Consider the following 23,659-nt stretch of genomic DNA (forward strand, 5'->3'; position numbering starts at 1 on the left):
TTATTTTTCTCCCATATGTTATGAGGAGTAATGTATTTTTTTATTTGGGCAAATTTATTAGGACTTAAGGTTTCTTGTAAACAACTAGCGACAGCAGCTTGGAATTTTCGGACGGTGGCAATTGTTGCATCCCAGGCATGCGTTTTATATTTTTTTTCATGAAGTTCAATAAAGTCATTGAGTGCATAACTGACGAAAATAATCTCTGGCCAGTACGTTTCGAAAGATAAATAGATATTCATCACAGCGCCGATGATGGAAAGTCTTTGCATACGCTCCTGGTCGAGGCCATTTGGGACATGTACTGCACTACGGTCTCCCATCAGTGCATGTCGAATATCGTAACATACCCCGAGGACACGTATTCGAACAGCATCATAATGTATATATTCCATTTCCTCCCCAACAATCGTGTGGAGTGCTTCATATAACTCTTCGAAATCTTGGAAATCCCCCGTGGTTGTGACGCCTGTGAGGTTTGGTGTATTTTGCATACTAATCATGTTATCTTCCTTTTCTTCGAATTATAATATTTGCACCCCAATTATATCTTATTCTGACAATCTTTTTTACCTAGAAGAGCCTAATGAGGGGTACCAGGTTCAAAATATTTATTCTGAATTCCATGAGAACTTGATAATAAAAAAGAGGGCTGCTATCAAAAGCCATTTTTGATGACTATTGATACAGTCTCTTCTTTTTTATTTGAATTCAATTTTTACCACTTTTTTTAAAACAAACATTTTTCTATTAAATTATTAGAATAGTTAAAATTTTAGTTGCAATTGGATTATTCAATATTGTATAGTCTTATACAAGAATGAATAAAGGAGGGCGAATATGATGTCGATGTATTTTCTTCCAAATAGCGTGGAAGAAATTATTGATACCTATGACGAAGATATCATTATTACTTCACGTGAAGGTAAAATAATCAAAGTTACTCAAATAAGCGGCGAACATTATGGTATGAAACCTTCTGAACTTTTAGGGAAATCAGTTTTAGACTTACAAGCTCAGGGTATTTTCTCGCCAGCGATTACACCCGAAGTTGTTGAAAAGAAGAAAAAAATTGTGACCGTTCAAATGACACCATCAGGACGAAAAGTATTGATAACAGGTATTCCGCTTTTTAATGACCAGCGTGAGGTTGAATTTGTTATTAGTTATTCCTACGAGCTTTCTGAACTAATGGTCATGAAAGAGTACTTGCAAGATTTAGAAACCGAAATGTTCAAAGTAAAAGAAGAGCTTGCCTACTTTCGAGATCAGCATATTCAAATTAGTAGTTTGATAATGGAAAGTCAATCATCTGATCGTGCCATCAAAACAGCTCATAAAATGGCACGACTCGATGTTCCCATTGTCATTCAAGGTGAGCACGGCGTTGGAAAAATTTCCCTAGCAAAGTTTATCCACGCTCAAAGCAATTACAGTGAAGGTTCTTTCATTGAAGTTAATTGTGGATCAATACCGGACTCTATTTTTGAGAATGCTTTCACCGGTCAACTAGACGCTAAATCTCAAGGTTATCTCTCTCTTTCTTCGGGCGGTTCTCTCGTACTAAAGGAAATTGACCAACTGTCAATAGCTGCCCAAGCAATCCTTTTTACTCTTTTAAACAAGCAAACGACTACTAGAATTATTGCCATTAGCGAAACATCACTGGAAGAACTCGTCCATCAAGGGAAATTCCGAGATGATCTATTCTACTTACTTCACATTACATCCATTGCTTTGAAACCATTACGTGAAAGACCAGAAGATCTTGAAAGTGCTATTTCTTTTTATTTACAAACATTAAATGAGAAATATCAATACAATAAGAAACTTGCGGATGATGTATACATCCGCCTCCTTCAGCTTGAATGGAAAGCTAACTTCCGTGAGTTAAAAAACGTAATGGAGCGAATCGTTATTGAAAGTGAAACGAGTTTAATCACTCTTCAAGATTTGCCATTACAATACCAACCATTAGAAGGGGAACAAATTGGTATTGAATTGGACGGTCAAAGCTTACCGCATATATTGGAATTTGTTGAAAGGAAAGTACTATTGAATACACAAAAGCGTTACAAGACGACTACGCAAATGGCCCAAGTATTAGGAATTAGTCAACCTTCTGTCGTTCGTAAGTTAAAAAAGTACTCTACTTCTTTAGACAAAGAATACGAATAACTTCATATTGGCTTAGAAAGGGGGAGATAAGAAGGGGGTAGGAAATTTAGAGGGACCAAATGGAAAAGGCATTTTTACATTCAAATTAATAGGGGGAATTAGGTTGAAGAAATGGTCATTGGTTGTATGTTCACTAATATTACTTTTCGTGTTAACAGCTTGTGGGAAGGAAGAAGGTAAAAGTGCTACAAATGAGAAAGCATCGGCACCGTTAAAAGTAACACTTCCAACATGGACTGGGTATGGGCCACTCTTTTTAGCAAAGGAAAAAGGCTTTTTTGAAAAAAATGGGGTAGATGTTGAACTTTCAATTGTGGAAGGCTTAGGGGAGCGTAAAGCAGCTTTAGCTGGGGGGAAAGTGGATGGTATGGCAACTGCGCTAGACGTACAAATAACGCTTGCTGGTGCTGGTATTCCAGTTAAAGTTGTTTGGTTATTGGACGATTCTTATGGCGGCGATGGAATTCTTGTAAAAAATGATATTAATAGTGTAGAAGATTTAAAAGGGAAGAAAATGGCCTTTGAAGTAGGTTCGACAAGTCAACTGCTGGCATTAACTGCATTAGCTCAAGGTGGACTAACTGAAAAAGATGTAACAGTCGTACAAATGTCAGCAGGTGATGCTGGTGCGGCGTTCGCAGCTGGAAAGGTAGATGCAGCTGTTACTTGGGAACCCTGGTTAACTAAAGGAGCACAAGCAAACGGAAAAGTATTGTTATCTACAAAAGATTTACCTGGAATTATCATCGATACTGTTTCTTTTAAAGAAGATGTTATCAAAGACCGCCCTGAAGATGTAAAAGCATTTGTAAAAGCAATGGGTGAAGCGATGGATTATTGGAAAAATAATAAAAAAGAAGCAAATGAAATAATGGCAAAAGGACTTAGTATTGATGTAGCAGAGTTTGAAGCAACAGAAACAGGACTGAAATTTTTCTCAAAAGAAGATAATGACAACTTATTTGGTCTAGATGGTGAAAAAGGTTCTATTTATGAATCGACAGAAAATACTATTCAGTTTTACAAAGATCAAAAAGTGATTGAGAATGATGTAAAAGCAGAAGATGTAATCGATTCTAGTTTTCTAAAATAAAGGAGTAGAGGTGTCGTTAACATTTAAAGTAAACGTTAACGACACCATTCCACAAAGATGTATAGGATGGAGGGGTTTAGATGATAAAAAAGTGGTTTACTCCTAATAAAGAAATACCAAAGAAAATTTATAATTCAGTTGGGTTCATCACATTTCTTGTTGTTCTCGGAATATGGTCACTCTTAAGTTATAGTGGGTTTGTTAATGCCTTATTTTTACCAACTCCTACAACTGTGTTAGCAACAGCCGTTAAGTTATTTGTAAGTGGAGATATTCTTTTTGATATTGGTATCAGTTTTTCAAGAGTATTTACTGGATTTCTAGTTGCTGCGTTAATCGGGATACCTTTAGGAATACTTATGGGATCACTACGAATTATGGAAGGCGCCTTTGAACCAATCATTGGGTTTATCCGTTATATGCCTGCTTCAGCATTTATTCCATTATTAATATTATGGATTGGCCTTGGTGAGGCAGAGAAAATGTCTGTTATTTTCTTAGGGACGTTTTTTCAACTCACTCTTATGGTGATGGATGTTACAAAGAATGTGCAAAACGATCTGATAGATGTCTCCTATACATTAGGAGCTAAGAATGCTCAAATCTTTACAAAAGTGATTCTCCCCGCTTCCCTTCCAGGAATTGTGGATACACTTCGTATAACGTTTGGATGGGCTTGGACTTATTTAGTAGTAGCTGAGATTGTTGGAGCATCTAGCGGTTTAGGACATATGATTATGCAAGCCTCTCGTTTCCTGCAACCAGATAAAATTATCGTAGGCATATTGATAATAGGTTTATTGGGGCTTATTACAGATATCATGTTTAAATCTATTTACCGTGCTTCGTTTTCTTGGATGAGAAAGGATGGTTATTAATATGGTATCACAGAAACTAGACATACTAACCGAAAGTTCCGACTTGAAAAAACAAGGAAATGCTATTCCTAAAATCACCACACCAAAGTTAGAAATTAAAGACGTTGGCAAAATATTTAAAACGAAATCTGGAGAAACAGTAGCACTCGAAAAGACTTCCTTTACTGTAGAAGATGGAGAATTTGTCACCATTTTAGGACCTTCTGGATGCGGAAAATCAACCATATTACGTATCGTAGCTGGTTTAGAAGAGTCAACCTCAGGTCAGGTTCTCTTAGATGGCCAAGAAATTAATGGACCTGGTCCTGATCGTGGGATGGTCTTTCAGTCTTACACTTTGTTTCCATGGTTAAATGTTAAGGATAATATTACATTTGGTTTAAAGTTAAAAGGTGTTCCGCAAAAAGAACGGGATGACCTTGCAAGATATTACTTACAATTAATAGGTTTAACAGGGTTTGAGAAACATTACCCTATCCAGTTGTCTGGAGGAATGAAACAAAGAGTTGCTATTGCTCGTGCTTTGGCTAACGACCCCAAAATATTAATAATGGATGAACCTTTTGGTGCTCTAGATGCCCAAACTAGAACTATTATGCAAGAAGTACTACTAAAAGCGTGGGAAGAGTCGAAAAAAACAATTTTGTTTATTACACATGATGTAGATGAATCTATCTTTTTGGCAGACTCCGTTTATGTAATGACAGCTAGACCTGGACGTTTAAAGAAAAAGATTCCGATTACTTTGGAACGACCAAGGGAGTACAGTATGAAAAGCACAGTGGAATTCGGAAACTACAAAGAGGAATTATTATCTCTTATTCGGGAAGAAAGTTTGAAATCTATTCATTAGAAATTCTCTTTCTTACTACTTAATTTAAGTGTCGCAATACGATTATGGGGGTCAATTTTATGGAAAACAAATGGGATCATCTGCTAAAAAACATGTCAAATCGGTTAGCTCCGAGTATGGCTAAGGATCATCCAAATCTACCAGTTGTGAAAGAGGAAGGTTGTTACTACTTCGGCGTAGATGGAAAGAGATATCTAGATTTTACATCTGGTATTGCTGTTACAAACGTAGGTCATCGTCATCCGAAAGTTGTTCAAGCGATAAAAGATGCTGCAGATGGTTTAGTACACGGTCCTTCTGGAGTAATCATGTATCAATCTATCTTGAAGTTAGCAGATGAACTTGCAGAAATTATGCCTGGGAATCTGGATTGTTTCTTCTTTGCAAATAGCGGAACAGAAGCAATTGAAGGTGCTCTTAAACTTGCTAAGTATGTAACGAAGCGACCATATGTAATTTCATTTACTGGAGGGTTTCATGGTAGGTCATTAGGTGCATTAAGTGTAACAACGTCCAAAAGTAAATATCGTAAATTTATGCAACCATCCGGACTTACATATCAAATACCTTATGCAAATGTAAAAGGATGCCCACCAGGGGTTGATCCTGAAACTTACGTAATCGATAAATTGGAATCTGACTTTGAAACATTATTTAATCATCAAGTAACACCTGAAGAAGTAGCTTGTGTTATTTTAGAACCTGTTCTTGGAGAAGGCGGTTATGTTGTACCACCTAAAGGTTGGTTAAAGAAAATACGAGAAATTTGTGATCGCCATCAAATATTACTGATTTTTGATGAAGTGCAAACTGGATTCGGTCGTACAGGCGAATGGTTTGCTGCACAAACATTTGATGTTACTCCAGACATTATGGCAATAGCAAAGGGAATTGCATCAGGTCTTCCGCTTAGCGCAACAGTTGCGTCTAGTGAACTGATGAAGCAATGGCCACTTGGTAGTCACGGCACAACATTTGGTGGCAATCCAATTGCATGTTCGGTCGCATTGACCACTTTGGAAATTATGAAAGAAGAAAACCTGCTTGAAAACACTAGAAAGATGGGAAGTTATGCAGTCCAACAACTAGAAAATATAAAAGCACGACATAGCGTAATTGGCGATATTCGTGCTGTTGGTTTAATGATAGGTATTGAAGTTATTAATCCTCAAACAGGTAAACCTAATGGAGAAGGGTTATTAAAGATCTTGGATATCGCTCTAAAAAAAGGAGTGTTATTCTATCTCTGTGGGAACCATGGAGAGGTAATCAGAATGATTCCGCCATTAGTTGTGACAAAAGAACAAATTGATGAAGGTTTACAAATGTTAGATGAAGCAATAACAGAATATGAATCTGTTGTAAACTTGCGTACTAATTGATTTTTTCTTATTTTGGTAATACAAATTCAAAAAGATCTGTTAGCAATAAAACTGCCAACAGATCTTTTTATGATTGATTAGTCTTCGAAAAATATTTTTCCGGGATTTAATAATCTTTCTGGATCGAGTATTTGTTTCATTTGTTTCATAATAGAAACTGCTGCACCATGTTCTCTTTCTTGGAATTTTCTCTTACCAAGTCCGACACCATGCTCGCCTGTACATGTGCCACCAACTTCGATTGCTCTTATTGCGATTGCGTCGTTTGTATACTCAGCTTTTTCAAACTCGCCTTCCACGTTTGGATCATAAAGAACAATTGTATGGAAGTTTCCATCGCCGACGTGCCCCAGCACCCCTCCTGTCAATCCAGTCTCATCAATTAGTTCGCGCGCGTATACAATAAGTTCTGGTAGCTTCGATATTGGAACACACACATCTGCTCCTGTATTGGCCATTCCTTTTACATGTTGGTATGCATAAGACATTTCATGGCGTGCTTTCCAAAGTTCCATTCGCTCTTTAGATCCACTAGCAACATCCCAGTTATCACAATCTAATTCTCGCATTAATTGTTCTACAAGCTTTGCTTCTTCCTCAACCGAGGTTTTTATGCCTGCAAATTCAAAAAATAGTGAATGAGCAACTGGAAGATTATAGTCACCATATGCATTCACTTGAGCAATACTTTCTGCATCAAGAAGCTCCATCCGCATGACTGGAATTCCGCTTAGTAGAATTGCCTGAGCGGCTTCAGCACATTCTTTTGGTGTATTAAATGTACATCGTGCTGCTATCGTATGTTCTGGAATTCCGTGAAGTCGTAAGGTAACTTCAGTGATGATGCCCAATGTACCTTCGGATCCAGCAAATAGGCCTGTCAAATGGTAGCCAGAAGATGATTTTTTAGCAAGTGAACCTGTATGAATTACTGTTCCATTAGCCAAAACAACTTCTAAATCGAGCAGTTGTTCTCTCATAGATCCATAGCGAACTGCTGTAGTACCACTCGCATTCGTAGCTACCATTCCCCCAATCGTTGCATCTGCACCTGGATCGATTGGAAACATTAAACCATGTCGATTTACGAACTTATTTAACTGTAAGCGTGTAATACCAGGTTGTACGGTAATCAATAAATCTTCGGGTGAAAACTTTATGACATTATTCATATTTTCAAAGTTAATAGAAATCCCTTTTTGAATTGGAATTGCTTGTCCTTCTAAACCAGACCCTGCACCAAATGGTGTTACAGGTACTTTATGCTCGCGTGCTACTTGCATAATCCCTTCAATATCATCTCGACCTTTGGGAAAGCAGACGACGTCTGGCTCTACTGATGGATGAAAAGATTCATCATGGCTATGACGGTACAATTCGTTTTCATTTTGGCTAACTATATCCTTTCCAAGACGCTCTAGCAATTCCTGAATAAACACCTTAAAACATCCTTTACTTATTTAAATTTTTTAGAATCAATTTCATAATGGAACAATAAATCATAAAATCCGAACGAGTTTGATTTCTACATTAGGCATCGCCTTGCGCTAAAATCAACACGATTAAAACTACAAAGTATTAATAATATGAAAAAGAAAATTCTGAATAATTTAATTATATTTAAAGCAGTTCCCACTAGCAAGAATTAAATTTAAAACGCGTCCCCACTAGCGTTGCAAAGTATCTATAAAAACACGCTGTGGTAGAAATAATTCGACGCTATTCTGACAATTCGCTACAATTTACTATTAAATAAGCGTATTAGAAATAAGTAGTTAGTCCTCTTCTTTACTAGAAGATTCCTGTGAAATGGTAGTGTTTTTCTGATATAATGGAATGAATATTACTTAAATAAGAAAATCATCTTTTTTTCACAGTATATAACAATTTATCGGCACTAGAGTTGGTTGTGTCGCTGTGTTAGTAACAAATTCGTCAATAGTCTATAACTCACTTCTAATATTATTTGGCTATTAATTGAAAGTTACCAATTAGTTTGAGATACTTTAATGGGCATTGTTAATGGTACATCAATAGAAAAGAGTGATTGTAGGCTATTCATTCATTCCTCATAGAGCGTGCCTGTGTCAGAAATCACTTTGGCGGTTAAACTTTTTGACGGTATAAAAAAATCGACGAGTATTTATTTAATAAAATTAAGCAAGAAAGAAAGGGTAGGTAAAATATGAAAAGAAAACTACTGGATAAGATAGAAAATAGAGAAATTATAGTGGGGGTAGTTGGTCTAGGATACGTTGGCCTTCCTCTAGCTGTTGAAAAAGCGAAAGCTGGATACAAAACAATCGGTTTTGATGTTCAAGCAGAAAAAGTAAACATGGTTAATAATGGCGAAAACTATATTGGAGATGTAGTAGATACTGACCTTTCAGCATTAGTGGAAAAAGGGATGCTTTCTGCAACTTCTGACTTTAGTTTCATCAAAGACGTAGACTTTATCGCTATTTGTGTACCTACTCCGTTAGATGATTACCAACAACCGGATGTTAGTTATTTAGAAATTTCTTCCAAGGAAATTGCGAAATATTTAACAAAAGATACAATGGTAGTGCTTGAATCTACTACATACCCAGGTACAACAGAAGAATTAATCAAACCATTATTAGAAAATGGTTCTGGTTTAGTTTGTGGTGAGGATTTCTATTTAGGTTTCTCTCCTGAGCGTGTAGATCCAGGTAATGCAATTTATAAAACAAAAAACACTCCTAAAGTAGTTGGTGCTATTGGTGCAGATGCAACAGAAGTAATTGCTGCAATGTACCGTGAAGTTTTAGATGGGGATGTACATACTGTTTCCTCTCCTGCTATTGCAGAAATGGAGAAAATTTTAGAAAACACATACCGCAATGTTAATATTGGTCTTGTGAATGAATTAGCGATTTTAAGTCACAAAATGGGCATTAATTTTTGGGAAGTTATTGATGCAGCAAAATCTAAGCCATATGGTTTCCAAGCGTTTTACCCTGGACCAGGTTTAGGAGGTCACTGTATTCCTTTAGATCCATATTATCTTTCATGGAAAGCGCGTGAGTTCGGATTCCATACTTCGATGATTGAATCTTCGATGATGGTTAATGACCGTATGCCAGAATACTGCGCAGAAAGAGCGAGTAAAATTTTAAACAGAGATAAAAAATCAATGAATGGATCTAATATTTTAATGTTAGGTGTTGCATATAAACAGGATATTGAAGATTTTAGAGAAAGTCCTGCTATTCGCGTTATTGAAGAACTAGAAAAAGAAGGCGCAAATGTAATTTACTACGATCCTTTCGTAGCGGAATACAAAGAAAAAGGCCAAGTGAAGAAAAGTGAACTAGAATTATCTGCCGAGTTACTATCAAGCGTCGATTTAGTAATTGTTACAACAGCACATACAAATGTTGATTATGCATTTGTTCAACAACATGCAAAATCTATCTTTGATACAAAAAATGCATTAAAAGAAGTAACAAATAGAGATAATATCGAACTATTATAAGAAATAAGGGGTGGCAAATACATGAGTTTAACATATGCAATTATTGGTTGCGGTAGAATCTCACCAAACCATATCGCCGCAGCAATTGAAAATAAATTAGATATCGTTGCAATATGTGATATCGATCCATCTAAAATGGACGAAACCATTTCAAATTTCGACCTACCGAATACGGTGAAAAAATATACTGATTATAAAGAAATGCTTGAAGCTGAAAAGCCAGGACTGATTGGTATATGTACAGAGAGTGGAAATCATGGTCGAATCGCATTGGATTGCATAGAAGCAGGTAGCAACCTAATTATCGAAAAACCGATTGCACTTTCATTAGAAGACGCAGACCAAATTATTGCATTAGCAAAAGAGAAAAATATAAAAGTAAGTGCTTGTCACCAAAACCGTTTCAATAAATCAATTCAAAAAATGCGCGAAGCAGTCGAAGAAGGACGTTTTGGTAAATTACTTCACGGAACAGCTCATATTCGTTGGAATCGTGGAGAAGATTACTACACGCAAGCACCATGGCGCGGTACATGGGAGCAAGACGGTGGTGCTCTGATGAATCAATGTATCCATAATATTGATCTATTACGTTGGATGATGGGTGACGAAATCGTCGAAGTTGTTGGCATGACAGATAATATGATGCATGGATTTATCGAAGCAGAGGATTTAGGTATGGCATTAGTCCGATTTGCTAATGGTAGTTACGGTATGATCGAAGGTACAACGAATGTTTATCCGAAAAATTTAGAGGAAACTCTTTATGTATTTGGGGAACAAGGTACAGTTAAAATTGGTGGGAAATCGGTAAATATCATTGAAGAATGGATGTTTGCAGATAACAAAGATAACGCAGATGAAGTGAAAGAAAAGTATCATGAAAACCCACCATCTGTATATGGGTTTGGTCATACTCCATTGTATGCGGATGTAATTGACGCGATCCAAAACGATAGAGCTCCTTATGTAACAGCAGAAGATGGAAGAAGGGCACTTGAACTTGTGCTTGCGATCTACAAATCTGCAGCAGAAGGAAAAAGCGTTAAGCTTCCATTAGAAAAATGTAGTACGTTAGATTTTAAGGGTAGGTTTGATTGAAGCGAAAGCTACCCTGTTCAGAAAACTATTCTGACAACTAAGTGAATTCGCACACCCTCTCTGCTAGAGGGTGTGTTTTTTGTGTCCCTGTGTAAGAAACAATTCATACTTGCTTTAGAAATTGGTACTTTTCAAAACTGTACAAATTTTAACAGTTTCACCTCACCGAAAGTACCGTCAAGAAAATTAAGCAGTTTACACAAAGTAAGTGTAATCAATTTTCCTCAATAAAGTTTGAACATTTACTTCGGGGAAACAAAGTGTTTGTACTTCACGCTTTATTTATTTATTTATTTATTTATTTATTTTCTCCAAAGGACATTATCTGAAAAACGCATGCGAGTAATAGAAAAAATCTAGTTTGTGATCGTAAAAAAAGTACCCGAGAATTAATTGAAATTAATTGTAGTATAATGACCTGTTTTATAGCGAAATTAGATGTCTGCATAATGTATACTAAGTATTATTTTTGTTGACCAATTTAATATTTTCATTTACCTATATGATTGTCGTTATAAACTCGATATTATTAATGAATGGTCGAATATTCCGTGTTTGGTATGTAAATAAGACCTATTTTAATTTACTAAATTATTACAATATTTTCATTGTCATAGGTTGTTCCATAGTTTATTGTTAGGGAGGGACTTATTGAGTAAAAATTGGGTGAAAATAATCTATTTAAACAGGAGTGAAACGATGAAGAAGAACACGTTCAAAAAAACAATAGTAGCTGCAGCTTTAGCAACGTCTTTATTAGCTGGTACGAATGTAAGTTTTGCGAGTAGCTCGATGCAAGACGTAGTGGATCAAGCGAGAAAAGATATGAAGAATGCAGCTTATGCATATGTTGTTCCTGCTCAGGGTGGCAAGCTTGCTACAAGTAAAGAGTTGTATCCGGCACTCAATAAAGCTAAAGAAAATTATGTGAAAGCAAAGGTAGCTATCACGAAATCTAATGCAAAAAATAAAGCCGCTTTACTAAAAGATTTAAACGATCTTTATAACGAGCGTGTAACAAAAGGAATTATCCCTTATATTGATGCATATAACTATGCGGATAAATACTTAACTCCTATTATGAATGATCTTAAAAAAGCAGAAGCTGTAAAGGATTGGGCGAAGGTTGAGACTTTGTATCATAAACTTTCTGTTCAACTGAAAAGCCGTACATCTATTCTTTATCGTTTTTCTGGTAAAGCACCAAGAGATTTGTTGTTAGACCAATATAAAGAACCGGCAAATGCGAAGCGTGATCAGCTTATGGTACCTGTTACTGTTTATATGAAGGTTGTGCAGGCAGAAAAATTATTAGCAGCTGGCAATACTGTCGAAGCTAAGAAGGTAATCGATACGATTGCACCTTTATTGGATAGACTTCCTACTGCTAGTTCATATCCAATGGTAGAAGATTTATTGAAAAAATTAGAAGTAGTTATTAAAGCATCAGGTACAGATTCAGTTTCAAAAGATGCAGTGTCGCTTCGGATTTTAGGTACTTCTGATATTCATACAAATATCGTGAACTATGATTATTACAAAGATACAGAGTCTAATAGTCTAGGTCTTGCGAAAACTGCAACGCTTATTAAGAATGCACGTGCAGAAAATAGCAGTTCGTTATTATTCGATAATGGGGATGCAATTCAAGGAACTCCACTAGGTTCTTACAAGCAAGCTGTAGATAAATTAGTAGATGGGGAAGAACATCCATCTGTAACAGCAATGGAATTGTTAGAATACGATGGTGCGACTTTTGGTAACCATGAATTTAACTACGGTTTAGATTATTTAGATGAAGTAATGGACGATGCAAACTTCCCATATGTCAATGCGAATGTTCAAGACGCAAAAACGGGTAAATTAATGTATGAACCATATGCGTTAATAAAACAAGAAGTAGTAGATGCAGAAGGCGACAAGTCAACGATAACCGTTGGGGTCACTGGTATTGTTCCTCCTCAAATTCTAAAGTGGGATAAATCTCATTTAGAAGGAAAAGTAAAGGTTCAAGATTCTGTACAAGCTGTGGAAGCTATTATTCCTCAAATGAAAAAAGCAGGAGCAGACGTAGTTGTAGTTCTTTCTCACTCTGGCCTTGGAGATACAAAGCATGAGGTTGGAGAAGAGGATGTAACGTATTTACTGACGAAAGTTGAAGGTGTAGATGCCATTATTACTGGACATGCACATCAAGTGTTCCCTGGTAAAGTGGATGCTTCTTTAACAAATGTTGATATCAATAACGGTACGATTAACGGCGTTCCTGTTGTAATGCCTGGTAAATTCGGTAGCCATTTAGGTGTTATTGACTTAACGTTGGAGAAAAAAGGCGACGTTTGGAACGTAACAAAGTCTAAAGCAGAAGTTCGTACAATTGCTAAGGACGCAACGGATGTTGACCAGACGATTGTAAATGCAGTAAAGGAAGCACATGAAGGAACGATTAAATACGTGCGCCAAGCAGTTGGAACTACAACAGCTGACATCCATAGTTATTTCTCACAAGTACAGGATGATCCATCTATCCAAATCGTAACAAACGCTCAAACTGAGTATGTGAAAAAGAAACTAAAAGGTACAGCAAATGAAACACTTCCAGTCCTCTCTGCAGGAGCTCCATTTAAAGCCGGAACAAGAAGTGATCCAGAATACTACACTTACGTACCAAAAGGTGAATTAGCAATTAAAAACGTAGCTGACTTATATTTATACGACAACACAGTAGCAATTGTTAAAGTTAATGGAGCAGACGTAAAAGAATGGTTGGAAATGTCCGCGGGCCAATTCAACCAAATCGATGCAACAAAGACTGGCGATCAACAGCTTATCAATACAGACTTCCGCTCATATAACTATGACGTAATTGATGGTGTAACATACGAAATTGATGTGACGAAACCAGCAAAATATGATGCAGATGGAAATCTTAAAAATGAAGGCACATCACGTATTAAAAACTTACAATACGATGGTAAACCAATCGATTTAAAACAAGAATTCATCGTAGCAACAAACAACTACCGTGCAAATGGAACATTCCCAGGCGTACGCAATGCAACAGCGATTGAAATCTATCCAGATGAAAACCGTCAAACGATTATCGAATACATTCTTGCAGAGAAAACAATCGATCCATCGGCTGACGGCAACTGGAAATTCGCACCATTACCAGCAAACGCAACAATCGTATTCGAATCCTCTAAACAAGCAGAAAAAGTAATCCCTGCTGACGGGAGTATTAAGTATGTGGGTGAGGGTACTGATGGGTTTGGGAAGTATTCTATAAAGTGACCCTGCGAAGAAAACAATTCTGACAATTTGACATAAGTCGCACACTCTCTAGCTTTCTGCTGGAGGGTGTGTTTTTTTGTCCCTGTGTAAGAAACAATTGCGAATAGTTTCTTACACAGGGACAAAAGAATTCGAACTATTCTATTAATATTAGACATTGACTTGTGTATCCCTCAAATCTATGATTATAATAGATGCGCATTATTCAATTAGTCACCTTGAACTACATTTTGAAGTAGAAGGGGGGAAATGGTTAATGATTAAAAATGATTTTTATTCACAGGAGAATGTAGGACCTTTCGAAGTTTATAATTTAGGAGATTTTGAATTAGAAGATGGCGGAATCATCCCAGATTTGAAATTGGCTTAAAACACGCATGGCGAGTTAAACAGTGAAAAAGATAATGTGATTGTTATTCCAACTTGGTTTTCTGGCATAAGTAAAGATTATGAAACTTATATTGGTGTAGACAGAGCTTTAAATCCGAATGAATACTTTATGTTTTTCCCGGTAAGAGACTGTGAAGCAGAGCAAAAACTGATTCCAAACAGTGAACTAAAAGTAATAAATAGTATTTGCGGCCATTTCGGACTTTTTGGAGGAGATGGAGCAGATTACCATAACCAAATAGATGCCTATTTAAATGAGCTTCTTGCCATAAATGTGGTAGAGGCGGTTTAGTGAAATGTCCCTGTGTAAGAAATAATTCCGAATTGTTTCTTACACAGGGTAATATTTTGTAACTGAAACTTCACGTTTTGTATACACTATAGACACATAACTATGTAGTAAAGTGTAATAGTATATAGTACAATAGTTTTATAGAGGAGTGGTTAATTTGACGGATAAAAGTGCTGTTTATATTCCAGAGAACCCAGTTTCGCGATTCTTATTTAGTGATACTCGTTCTGCGGTTATTTGGTTAATCATCCGACTTTATGTCGGTTATAAATGGTTGACAGCTGGATGGGGAAAATTAAACAATGATGCTTGGACAGGAGAAAATGCTGGAGCTGCAATTACGGGCTTTGTGAAGGGTGCACTTGCAAAATCACAAGAAGGCGCAGATGTGGCTGGATGGTATGCAACTTTCTTGGAAAACACTGTACTACCAAATGCCAAGTTGTTTTCCTACGTAGTAGCAATTGGAGAGGTATTAGTAGGATTGGGCTTAGTGTTCGGCTTACTTACTGGTATTGCAGCCTTTTTCGGTGCTCTCATGAACGTAAGTTTTCTGTTTGCTGGAACGCTTAGTGTTAATCCATTGCTATTCATCTTGGCTACTTGGTTAGTACTTGCTTGGAAAGTAGCAGGATGGTACGGATTGGATCGCTGGGCACTGCCATTATTAGGTACCCCTTGGAAGAGTAAAAAGAATAGTTCGCCGCCTCAGTAGGTTTGAAAGCCAGAAGAAAAATTTCATATTTTTCTTCTGGCTTTTTTTTGTCCCTGTGTAAGAAACAATTCGAAATTGTTTCTTACACAGGGACAAAAAAAACAGTTGTGCTATTTCATTATTCATGTAATATGCAATATATAGAAAAATTAACTATTAGTTGTGATGGGGGATGACGATGTTTGATTTAGAGGTTTTAGGGCCACAAATTGTGAAGGAGCTTTCAACGCTTATTGAACAAAGTGTAGTAGTTACAGATCGCACCGGATTCATCATAGCTAGTACAGATCCTCAGCGGTTGAATACTTTTCATGAAGGGGCTTCGCTATCGATTAAGAATCTTAAACAATTACATATGACTGAAGAAATGTGTAAAAAGTTAAAAGGTGTTAGGCCTGGGATGGTTATGCCGATTGTAATTGAAGATCAAGCAATTGGTGTTATTGGGATAACGGGTACACCTAAAACAGTGGAAAAGTATGCAAAGCTTGTTAAGAAGGTAGTAGAACTTTTTGTAACTGACTTTTTATCTCGTCAACAAAGAGAGAGATCGGTTAGAGAACTTGAGTATTTTGTGTCCGATTATTTTTTAAAGAAGCTGTCTGACTTAGAGACAACGAAGAAAGCTAAATTATTGGGGTTTCCTATTGAGAACTTTTGCCGCATTGCGATTTTACAGGGGAGCCAGTATATTGATCAAGAAGTTGTAGAGCGGATGAAAAATAACCAGACCATTCATCCAGAATTAATGATTGTCCGCTCTGGGTTAGGGCAATTAATCTTTTTTATACCAGAGGTGGAGAAAAATCAACTAATGTCTTCTTTTGAGAGAATGGAGATGCAGTTAATGAAGGTATACGAAGATTTTCAGCCAATTGGCATAGGACAGGCCGGAGATTTGAAACGCTCTTTTTTACAGGCACAGACTGCTATTAATATTTCTATCAGACAGAAGAAAATCGTTTTTGAGGAAGACCTCAAGTTGGAACTTCTATACTATGAGCTTTCCGATGATTGTATTAAGACTTTTGTAAGTAGAACGATTGAGCCGATATTAGAGGATAAGGAGCTATTTGATACATTGGAAGTGTATTTTAATGACAATGGAGGTCTACAGGAAATCGCTGATAAACTATTTATACATAAGAATACATTGAAGTATCGGTTATCTAAGATTGAAAGTTTGCTTTCTATTCAAATGTCTAATCGGGCCCATCTAGCGGAAATTTATACAGCTTATCGACTTTATAAACGAGTCTAATCTGCGTAAACCAATACAGATTTAAAAACCATGAATTTAAAATCATGGTTTTTTTGTTCAAAGAAAGTATATAAGAATCCAGCATGAACACCAGTTTTAGGCGCTTTTAAAGATGATTAATACTACTGATTTACGTTGCAGTGGAGTACAAAGGCTAAGAGCGCCACGTCGTGTGGCAACGCCTTTGTGACCAACATCCTGTTGGCCTCCGTGGGCATGGCTTCAATCTCCTCGTCACTACGAAAACATATGCTCCTGCGGTTACTCGTCGCAAAGACGTTGGTCAAATAAAGTTTGACCAACGTCTTTCCTGCGGGGCTTTCAACTCGCGCTGTTCCCACTGGAGTAGCCACATTTCACTCCAATCAATTAAATGAGTAGTACTAAACTATGGATATTGCATAGTCTCTCGCTTAGATAATAAGAGTAGTCCGAGTAGGGGATAAAACCGTTTGTTGATTTTTGGAATGAAATTGTGTAATGAAGGATGAGGATAGTAAATTTCCTTTTTTACTAGTGGAAATAAAGAAAAATAGTAAGTATCTAACCAATAAAGAAGCGGAATAGCGAACGAAATTGCATCTTCAGGCCCGCACGATGCGGGTCAGGCAGTCGTTGCGACACGATGTCGCGTACTTAGACTGTCATCCTCTCTCCTCTATTATTAGGATAGTAGCTTTTCTCTTGTTAACCAAAAATGTACTTACCTGTTTCTAAAAGTTGTAGAAGGGCGACGGACGGTCAATAGCCATAAGATTACCGAGAAAAAAAGATGCTGGTCGTGACTTCAGTCACGACCAGCATCTTTTAAAAATATAACGGTAATTAGATAGCAATAAGTCTGTCCAAAGCACTTCGAAAACATTAGAAACAGGTTTAGATCCTAAAGGACCTAGCGATTTTTACATGGACTTTTTGTTTATTGAGTTTTACTGGTGGATTTTTGGGAGCTCTTAGTTATTCCGTACTCTTTTGAATATGTGAATTTATTCACTAGGACTCTAATCAAACTAGTAAATGTTTAGCACTGTCCAAATGGACAAAAAAAGTCATTGTAAGATTCTGAATTATTGGACTATCGGACATTTCAAACTAGTTAATATTTTTGTAGAATTCTTGTAAGCGCTATTAAAGATATCGCAGAGGAGGGAATAAATGTTGCTATGGATAGATGAAATTCGAGGAATTGTAGGAGATGCCAATTTGAAGACATCTGCTGCACATCTTACAAGCTATAGCTATGATGCAGCTGCTGGTTTCCAGTCATTACCGAATGCTGTTGTGTCGCCCGCTTCGACGGAAGAAATTCAAAAAATTATGCTTGTCTGCCAGAAGTATCTTGTTCCAATCGTACCACGTGGTTCCGGTACGAATTTAGCAGCAGGTACTGTGCCGACTAGTGGAGGTATTGTTCTTCTATTTAATCGAATGAACCAAATAATAGATTTTGATGAAGCTAATTTGTGTATCGAAGTACAACCAGGCGTTATTACGCTTGATCTTTGCAATTATGTTGAAGCACGTGGGTTATTTTATCCTCCAGATCCGAGCAGTATGAAAATTTCAACAATCGGGGGAAATGTTAGTGAAAATTCTGGTGGTCTTCGGGGGCTGAAGTATGGCGTGACGAAGGATTATGTCATGGGACTGAAAGCTGTCCTACCAAATGGGGACATTATTAAGACTGGTGGGAAATTGGCAAAGGATGTAGCTGGTTATGATTTAACCTCTCTACTTGTTGGATCAGAGGGGACCTTAGGGGTTATAACAGAAATAACTCTAAAGCTAATCCCTCTGCCGCAGACACAGAAGACAGGGATTGCCTATTTTCATTCATTAGAAGCTGCTGCCTCCACTGTATCTGAAATTATAGCTGCCAAAATTATACCGGCTACGCTTGAATTTATGGACAGAGGAACAATGGACGCAGTGGAGCTATTCATGAATCTAGGATTACCGGCCGATGCGGAAGCGATGCTATTAATAGAGCAGGATGGAGCAGTAGAAACAGTTAGTTCTGATGTTGCCAAAATGATTGAAATTGCAGAGAATAACGGTGCTACCTCTACTGCCATTGCGAATTCCACGGAGGAAGCAAATCGTTTAAAAGCGGGAAGACGAAGTGCGCTATCCGCACTCGCAAGGAAACGACCGACTACCATTTTAGAGGATGCGACTGTTCCCCGCTCTGAAATCGCCGAGATGGTTCGTGAGATTCAACGAATTGCAGAGCGACATCAGGTAGAGATTTATACATTTGGTCATGCGGGAGATGGTAATCTGCATCCGACCTGTTTAACGGATATACGGGATGAAGAAGAAATGCAAAGAGTAGATGCTGCTTTTGCAGAAATATTTGAGGCTGCTATTGCACTTGGTGGAACGATTACCGGAGAGCATGGTATAGGAGAAATGAAATCTCCGTACTTGGAGTGGAAGATAGGACCAGAAGGAATTTCGCTGATGAAAGCTATTAAACAAGCGATTGACCCGAATAATATATGTAATCCAGGTAAACTATTTGCGAAGTCAACGAAACCTAGGGTGGTGCTGCAATATGGCTAGCCCACTCGCAGAGCGGATGCAAGAAAGCTTTCAGGAGCATGTGCAAGAGGATTTGCTAATGGATTGTATGCGTTGTGGATTCTGTTTACCGGCTTGTCCTACTTATATTATGACCGGCCAAGACGAAACTCACTCCCCTCGAGGTCGAATAGCCTTGATGAAAGCTGTACGGGATGGCGTTGTGAAGTGGGATGGATCCGTAGAGGAAGCTTTTGATGTCTGTCTTGGTTGTCGCGCTTGTGAGCCGGCCTGTCCGGCAGGTGTGCAATATGGAACGTTAATCGAGGAAACGAGACATGCTATTCAAGAAGCAAAACCTATCAGTCTAAAAGAGAAGGTCATTAGAAAGGTAACATTTGATGGGTTATTTGCAGATCAGAAGCTAATGACGGGTACGGTGAAGCTGATTGCATTATATCAGGCAACAGGTATACAAAAAGTCGCTCGAAAAATTGGTTTTATGGATCTTTTTTCTACACAGCTTAAAGAGATGGAGGCTGTATTACCAAAAGTTGCTCTGAAAAAGCCTAAAAGAGAAACAAAGCCACTTTCAACAAAAGTAGCATTTTTTACAGGCTGTCTTATGGAGACGATGTTTCAACAAACAAACCAGCGAACAATCGAACTACTAAATATGCTAGATGTCGAAGTTGAAATACCACCTGGCCAGCAATGCTGTGGTGCACTTCATGGCCATAGTGGTGAGGTGCCGAAAGCGAAGCGTAATGCGGAGAAGAACATTCGAACCTTCGATCATGATGACTATGATTTTATTGTTCAGAATGCTGGAGGTTGCGGCGCATTTCTTAGCGAATATGGGAAGCTCCTCGGTACAGAGGATGCGGCAAGATTTTCTAGGAAAATTATCGATATTTCCTCTTTATTAGTTAAGTTAGGAATGCTCGAAAAGCTTCCACACACTAATAATGTCTCATCGGCAATTGTTACATATCAGGACTCATGTCATTTACGCAATGTGAATGGAGTTTGGAGGGAGCCACGCGCATTATTACAAGCAGCTCCTGGGTATCAATATCAGGAAATGCCAAATGCAGCAGGTTGCTGTGGTTCGGCTGGTATTTATAATATATTGCAACCTGAAATGTCTGCTAAAATTCTCAAGGAAAAGATGAAAGGGGTGATAGAGGTAGCACCGATGAAAGTCGTGACCTCCAATCCAGGCTGTTTACTTCAAATGAAGGTAGGCATTGAAAAAGAAGGATTATCTCATCAAATGGAAGCGGTACATATCGTTGATTTCATATATGAGTCAATGATTAATTATAAAAAAGGGGTGTAAGGAAATGAAAAAATTAAAACGTTCAATTTTTACGACAATCGGATTATCAGCTGTTCTACTTTTAGGAGCATGTGGCGAGGAGAAAGCTTCTTCAGAGGAAAAGGAGTACAACTTAAAAATGTCAGTGACAGTTTCCGATTCTTCTACTTGGTATGAAGCAGCGGAAAAGCTGAAGAAGGATTTAGCAGAAGAAAGTGATGGCCGTATTAATATTGAACTATTCGCCAATGAACAGCTTTCCGGAGGAGATTCTGGTAAGGCAGTGGAAAGTCTCGCTAAAGGGACGATTGATCTAACTTTCAACTCGACTATCATTTATTCTATTTTGGATGATCGTTTCGGTGTCTCATCTGCACCATTTCTGTTTAACGATTTAGACGAGGTAGATAAAGTATTCAATGGTGACGGCGGAACGAAACTGAAAGAAGTATTGTCTGAAAAAGGAGTACAGGCATTAGGGTTTGGCGAAAATGGATTCCGTCAACTAACTAATAGTGTACGTGAAGTAAAAAGTCCAGAGGATATTAAAGGGTTGAAGCTTCGTATTCCAGGAATTACGATGTATAACGATTTATACCGTGAACTAGGAACAGACCCTGTTACGATGACGTTTTCTGAAGTATTTACGGCATTACAACAAGGAACAATTGATGGTCAAGAAAATCCAATCGATGTAATTTCTTCATCTAAGTTAAATGAAGTACAAGATTACATTACAATGTGGAACTATTCATATGATCCATTAGTGCTTGGAATGAATAAAAAGCTATATGATTCGTTAAGTGATTCGGATAAAGAACTTTTCGATCGTTTAGGGAAAGAAGCAGCAGCATATCAAGTAAAGCAAGCACGTGAAAAAGAGGCAACTCAAATTGAAGCTTTAAAAGCAAGTGGCATGCAATTCTATGAGCCAACGGAAGAAGAACTTGCTGCATTTAAAGAGACAGTACAACCCTTGTATGCTAAATACAAAGACATTTGGGGTGCTGAATTACTGGAAGCTTTCCAAAAGAGATAAGGAGGGAATCGGATGAAAATCCTTGATAAGGTAGAAGAAATTATTCTAGTTTTAGCATTATTAGCGATGACCATTATTGCTTTTGCTAATATTATATCTAGAAACTTTGCGGAGATTTCTCTGTCTTTTACAGAGGAATTGACTATTAACCTTTTCGTCCTTCTCACTTTTGTAGGTACGGCTATGGGTGTGCGTAATTACTCACACCTTGGCTTTACTCTACTATATGATTTGGGAGGAAAAGGAGTAAAACGAGGGATGATTGCCCTTTCTACAATTGCAGGACTAGTACTGTTTGGAGTCTTATTCTGGTATGGCATTCAGACGATTATATTCCAAATAGATATTGGTCAGAAAACACCTGCACTAGGATGGCCAACATGGGTGATGACTATGTCCCTTCCTGTAGGAGCAATTTTATGTATCGTTCGAACAATCCAGGTTGGCTTGGCGGAATGGCAGTTAAAGGACCCAGCATCTACAGATAAGGAAGGGGAATTACTATGATTGCATTACTATTATTTGGAGCATTCTTTGTACTGATTTTCCTTCGTGTTCCTATTGCCGTTTCTCTTGGCGTTTCCTCGTTGATCGTCTTAGTGTCATCAAGTGGATTATACGGTTTAGAAGCAGTAACTGATATTATGTATACGAGTGTAGCGAAATTTACTTTACTCGCAATTCCTTTCTTTATATTAGCTGGAGTAATTATGGACCATGTAGGAATTTCTAGAAGATTAATAGAATTCGCGCAGGCTATGGTTGGACATCGTAAAGGCGGTATTGTGCTTGTAACTGTATTAGTAGCTGTTTTCTTTGCAGCTATATCAGGTTCTGGTCCAGCTACCGTTGCAGCAATCGGTGGTATTCTCATACCGGCAATGGTTAGAAGTGGTTTCACAAAAGAAACAGCTGGAGCGCTAGTTGCGAGTTCAGGAGCAATTGGAATCATTATTCCACCTAGTATTGCCTTCATCGTCTTTGCAGTTGTAGCAGGGGATCAAATCCCTATTACGATTAATCGTCTGTTTTTAGCTGGTGTTATTCCTGGATTGATTATGGGTCTGGCTTTCATTATTGCTGCATTTTACGTGCGCAGTAGAGAAGTGAAAAAAGGGACTTTTCTACCTGCAGAGGATGTTATTCAAAAAGCTACAAGTAAAGAAAGATGGCGTGCTTTTGTCAGTGCATTACCAGGACTATTTATACCAATCATCATTTTAGGCGGAATATATGGAGGATTTTTCACTCCAACAGAAGCTGCTGTAGTAGCGGTAGTATATGGTCTAGTCGTTGGTTTGTTTGTATTAAGGCAAAATCTTTTCAAAAGTATGTATCGTATTTTTGTAGATGCTTCTCTTCAGACTGCTGTCGTTATGATTATTGTTAGTGCGGCTTCTGTGTTTGCTTACATAATTACAACCGAACAAATTGCTCGTGACATGAGTGATGTGATTTTATCGATTTCAAGTAATCCAATTGTCATTCTTTTATTGATCAATTTATTGCTTTTAATCGCAGGTGCATTTATTGATGCCATTTCCGCTTTTTATATATTCGTACCAATATTGTTGCCAATTATGGTTGTAATCGATATGGATCCAACCGTATTTGGTGTATTCATGACAGTAAATCTTGCAATTGGTCTTTTTACACCACCTGTAGGACTCAATCTGTATGTAGCGGCGGGTATTTCTAAGACGAATATTATTGGGATATCCAGAGGGGTAGTTCCATTTATAGTGGCGGCCATTATCGTTTTAATGTTCATAACATTTATACCGTCCTTATCAACGTTTTTACCTGATCTACTGAATGTAAAATAAAGGGGGATTTAAGG

At 37.6% G+C, this 23,659-nt stretch carries 18 protein-coding genes; 16 read left to right on the forward strand and 2 right to left on the reverse strand.

All coding sequences use genetic code 11. The annotated features are described in order from the left end of the window. Positions 1–503 (reverse strand): DUF6904 family protein (locus LDK52_RS10335; protein ID WP_277585885.1); only part of this gene is annotated, 503 nt, incomplete at its 3' end. A 340-nt stretch (positions 504–843) separates the two neighbouring features. On the opposite strand from LDK52_RS10335, the gene LDK52_RS10340 reads away from it, so the two are divergent. The 5 genes from LDK52_RS10340 (at position 844) to LDK52_RS10360 (ending at position 6,384) form a co-directional block, all read left to right on the forward strand. Continuing rightward, positions 844–2,178 carry a sigma 54-interacting transcriptional regulator gene (locus LDK52_RS10340; RefSeq protein ID WP_277585886.1) on the forward strand — a complete coding sequence of 445 codons (1,335 nt, stop codon included), beginning with the start codon at positions 844–846 and terminating at the stop codon, positions 2,176–2,178. 103 nt (positions 2,179–2,281) lie between these two features. Continuing rightward, complete coding sequence (locus tag LDK52_RS10345) at positions 2,282–3,271, forward strand: ABC transporter substrate-binding protein (RefSeq protein WP_277585887.1); 990 nt, start codon at positions 2,282–2,284, stop codon at positions 3,269–3,271. An 80-nt stretch (positions 3,272–3,351) separates the two neighbouring features. Next, positions 3,352–4,149 (forward strand): ABC transporter permease, encoded by a 798-nt coding sequence (locus tag LDK52_RS10350; RefSeq protein WP_277585888.1) that lies wholly within the window; start codon positions 3,352–3,354, stop codon positions 4,147–4,149. Then, the gene (locus LDK52_RS10355; RefSeq protein ID WP_277585889.1) at positions 4,139–5,002 is read left to right on the forward strand and encodes an ABC transporter ATP-binding protein; all 864 of its coding nucleotides are present in this window, start codon (positions 4,139–4,141) and stop codon (positions 5,000–5,002) included. The genes LDK52_RS10350 and LDK52_RS10355 overlap by 11 nt, the downstream gene beginning before the upstream one ends. Positions 5,003–5,061: 59 nt before the next feature. Beyond that, positions 5,062–6,384: an aspartate aminotransferase family protein gene (locus LDK52_RS10360; RefSeq protein WP_277585890.1), complete on the forward strand. Its 1,323-nt coding sequence runs from the start codon at positions 5,062–5,064 to the stop codon at positions 6,382–6,384. Between the two features lie 77 nt (positions 6,385–6,461). Here the strand turns inward: LDK52_RS10360 and LDK52_RS10365 are convergent, their stop codons facing one another. Beyond that, a complete protein-coding gene (locus tag LDK52_RS10365) occupies positions 6,462–7,823 on the reverse strand; it encodes an FAD-binding oxidoreductase (RefSeq protein WP_277585891.1) in 1,362 nt (453 codons plus the stop codon). 746 nt (positions 7,824–8,569) lie between these two features. Between LDK52_RS10365 and LDK52_RS10370 the strand changes: the two genes are divergently transcribed. From LDK52_RS10370 to LDK52_RS10420, 11 genes are all read left to right on the forward strand, one after another. Further along, positions 8,570–9,883, forward strand: coding sequence for a nucleotide sugar dehydrogenase (locus tag LDK52_RS10370; protein ID WP_277585892.1), 1,314 nt, complete (start codon positions 8,570–8,572; stop codon positions 9,881–9,883). 21 nt (positions 9,884–9,904) lie between these two features. Beyond that, positions 9,905–10,984 carry a Gfo/Idh/MocA family protein gene (locus LDK52_RS10375; protein WP_277585893.1) on the forward strand — a complete coding sequence of 360 codons (1,080 nt, stop codon included), beginning with the start codon at positions 9,905–9,907 and terminating at the stop codon, positions 10,982–10,984. A gap of 651 nt (positions 10,985–11,635) precedes the next feature. Further along, the gene (locus tag LDK52_RS10380; protein WP_277585894.1) at positions 11,636–14,278 is read left to right on the forward strand and encodes a bifunctional 2',3'-cyclic-nucleotide 2'-phosphodiesterase/3'-nucleotidase; all 2,643 of its coding nucleotides are present in this window, start codon (positions 11,636–11,638) and stop codon (positions 14,276–14,278) included. A 406-nt stretch (positions 14,279–14,684) separates the two neighbouring features. Then, positions 14,685–14,960 carry a hypothetical protein gene (locus LDK52_RS10385; protein ID WP_277585895.1) on the forward strand — a complete coding sequence of 92 codons (276 nt, stop codon included), beginning with the start codon at positions 14,685–14,687 and terminating at the stop codon, positions 14,958–14,960. Positions 14,961–15,117: 157 nt separating this feature from the next. Then, positions 15,118–15,675 carry a DoxX family protein gene (locus LDK52_RS10390; protein ID WP_277585896.1) on the forward strand — a complete coding sequence of 186 codons (558 nt, stop codon included), beginning with the start codon at positions 15,118–15,120 and terminating at the stop codon, positions 15,673–15,675. A 178-nt stretch (positions 15,676–15,853) separates the two neighbouring features. After that, positions 15,854–16,936 carry a CdaR family transcriptional regulator gene (locus LDK52_RS10395; protein WP_277585897.1) on the forward strand — a complete coding sequence of 361 codons (1,083 nt, stop codon included), beginning with the start codon at positions 15,854–15,856 and terminating at the stop codon, positions 16,934–16,936. A 1,155-nt stretch (positions 16,937–18,091) separates the two neighbouring features. Next, positions 18,092–19,501: an FAD-binding oxidoreductase gene (locus tag LDK52_RS10400; protein WP_277585898.1), complete on the forward strand. Its 1,410-nt coding sequence runs from the start codon at positions 18,092–18,094 to the stop codon at positions 19,499–19,501. After that, entirely contained in the window at positions 19,494–20,801 is a 1,308-nt protein-coding gene (locus LDK52_RS10405; protein ID WP_277585899.1) for a (Fe-S)-binding protein, read from the forward strand. Before LDK52_RS10400 ends, LDK52_RS10405 begins: the two co-directional genes overlap by 8 nt. A 4-nt stretch (positions 20,802–20,805) precedes the next feature. Continuing rightward, positions 20,806–21,819, forward strand: coding sequence for a DctP family TRAP transporter solute-binding subunit (locus tag LDK52_RS10410; RefSeq protein ID WP_277585900.1), 1,014 nt, complete (start codon positions 20,806–20,808; stop codon positions 21,817–21,819). A 12-nt stretch (positions 21,820–21,831) separates the two neighbouring features. After that, the gene (locus tag LDK52_RS10415) at positions 21,832–22,326 is read left to right on the forward strand and encodes a TRAP transporter small permease (RefSeq protein ID WP_277585901.1); all 495 of its coding nucleotides are present in this window, start codon (positions 21,832–21,834) and stop codon (positions 22,324–22,326) included. Then, complete coding sequence (locus LDK52_RS10420) at positions 22,323–23,645, forward strand: TRAP transporter large permease (protein WP_277585902.1); 1,323 nt, start codon at positions 22,323–22,325, stop codon at positions 23,643–23,645. Before LDK52_RS10415 ends, LDK52_RS10420 begins: the two co-directional genes overlap by 4 nt. Positions 23,646–23,659 lie beyond the last annotated feature (14 nt).

The organism is Psychrobacillus antarcticus (assembly GCF_029533155.1).
GTDB classification, from domain to species: Bacteria; Bacillota; Bacilli; order Bacillales_A; family Planococcaceae; genus Psychrobacillus; species Psychrobacillus antarcticus.

What these genes read in the sequence shown, in the direction of transcription:
- LDK52_RS10340 (WP_277585886.1), top strand. Translation starts at nt 844, where the DNA reads ATGTCGATGTATTTTCTTCCAAATAGCGTGGAAGAAATTATTGATACC.
- LDK52_RS10350 (WP_277585888.1), top strand. Translation starts at nt 3,352, where the DNA reads ATGATAAAAAAGTGGTTTACTCCTAATAAAGAAATACCAAAGAAAATT.
- LDK52_RS10355 (WP_277585889.1), top strand. Translation starts at nt 4,139, where the DNA reads ATGGTTATTAATATGGTATCACAGAAACTAGACATACTAACCGAAAGT.
- LDK52_RS10360 (WP_277585890.1), top strand. Translation starts at nt 5,062, where the DNA reads ATGGAAAACAAATGGGATCATCTGCTAAAAAACATGTCAAATCGGTTA.
- LDK52_RS10370 (WP_277585892.1), top strand. Translation starts at nt 8,570, where the DNA reads ATGAAAAGAAAACTACTGGATAAGATAGAAAATAGAGAAATTATAGTG.
- LDK52_RS10375 (WP_277585893.1), top strand. Translation starts at nt 9,905, where the DNA reads ATGAGTTTAACATATGCAATTATTGGTTGCGGTAGAATCTCACCAAAC.
- LDK52_RS10395 (WP_277585897.1), top strand. Translation starts at nt 15,854, where the DNA reads ATGTTTGATTTAGAGGTTTTAGGGCCACAAATTGTGAAGGAGCTTTCA.
- LDK52_RS10400 (WP_277585898.1), top strand. Translation starts at nt 18,092, where the DNA reads ATGTTGCTATGGATAGATGAAATTCGAGGAATTGTAGGAGATGCCAAT.
- LDK52_RS10405 (WP_277585899.1), top strand. Translation starts at nt 19,494, where the DNA reads ATGGCTAGCCCACTCGCAGAGCGGATGCAAGAAAGCTTTCAGGAGCAT.
- LDK52_RS10410 (WP_277585900.1), top strand. Translation starts at nt 20,806, where the DNA reads ATGAAAAAATTAAAACGTTCAATTTTTACGACAATCGGATTATCAGCT.
- LDK52_RS10415 (WP_277585901.1), top strand. Translation starts at nt 21,832, where the DNA reads ATGAAAATCCTTGATAAGGTAGAAGAAATTATTCTAGTTTTAGCATTA.
- LDK52_RS10420 (WP_277585902.1), top strand. Translation starts at nt 22,323, where the DNA reads ATGATTGCATTACTATTATTTGGAGCATTCTTTGTACTGATTTTCCTT.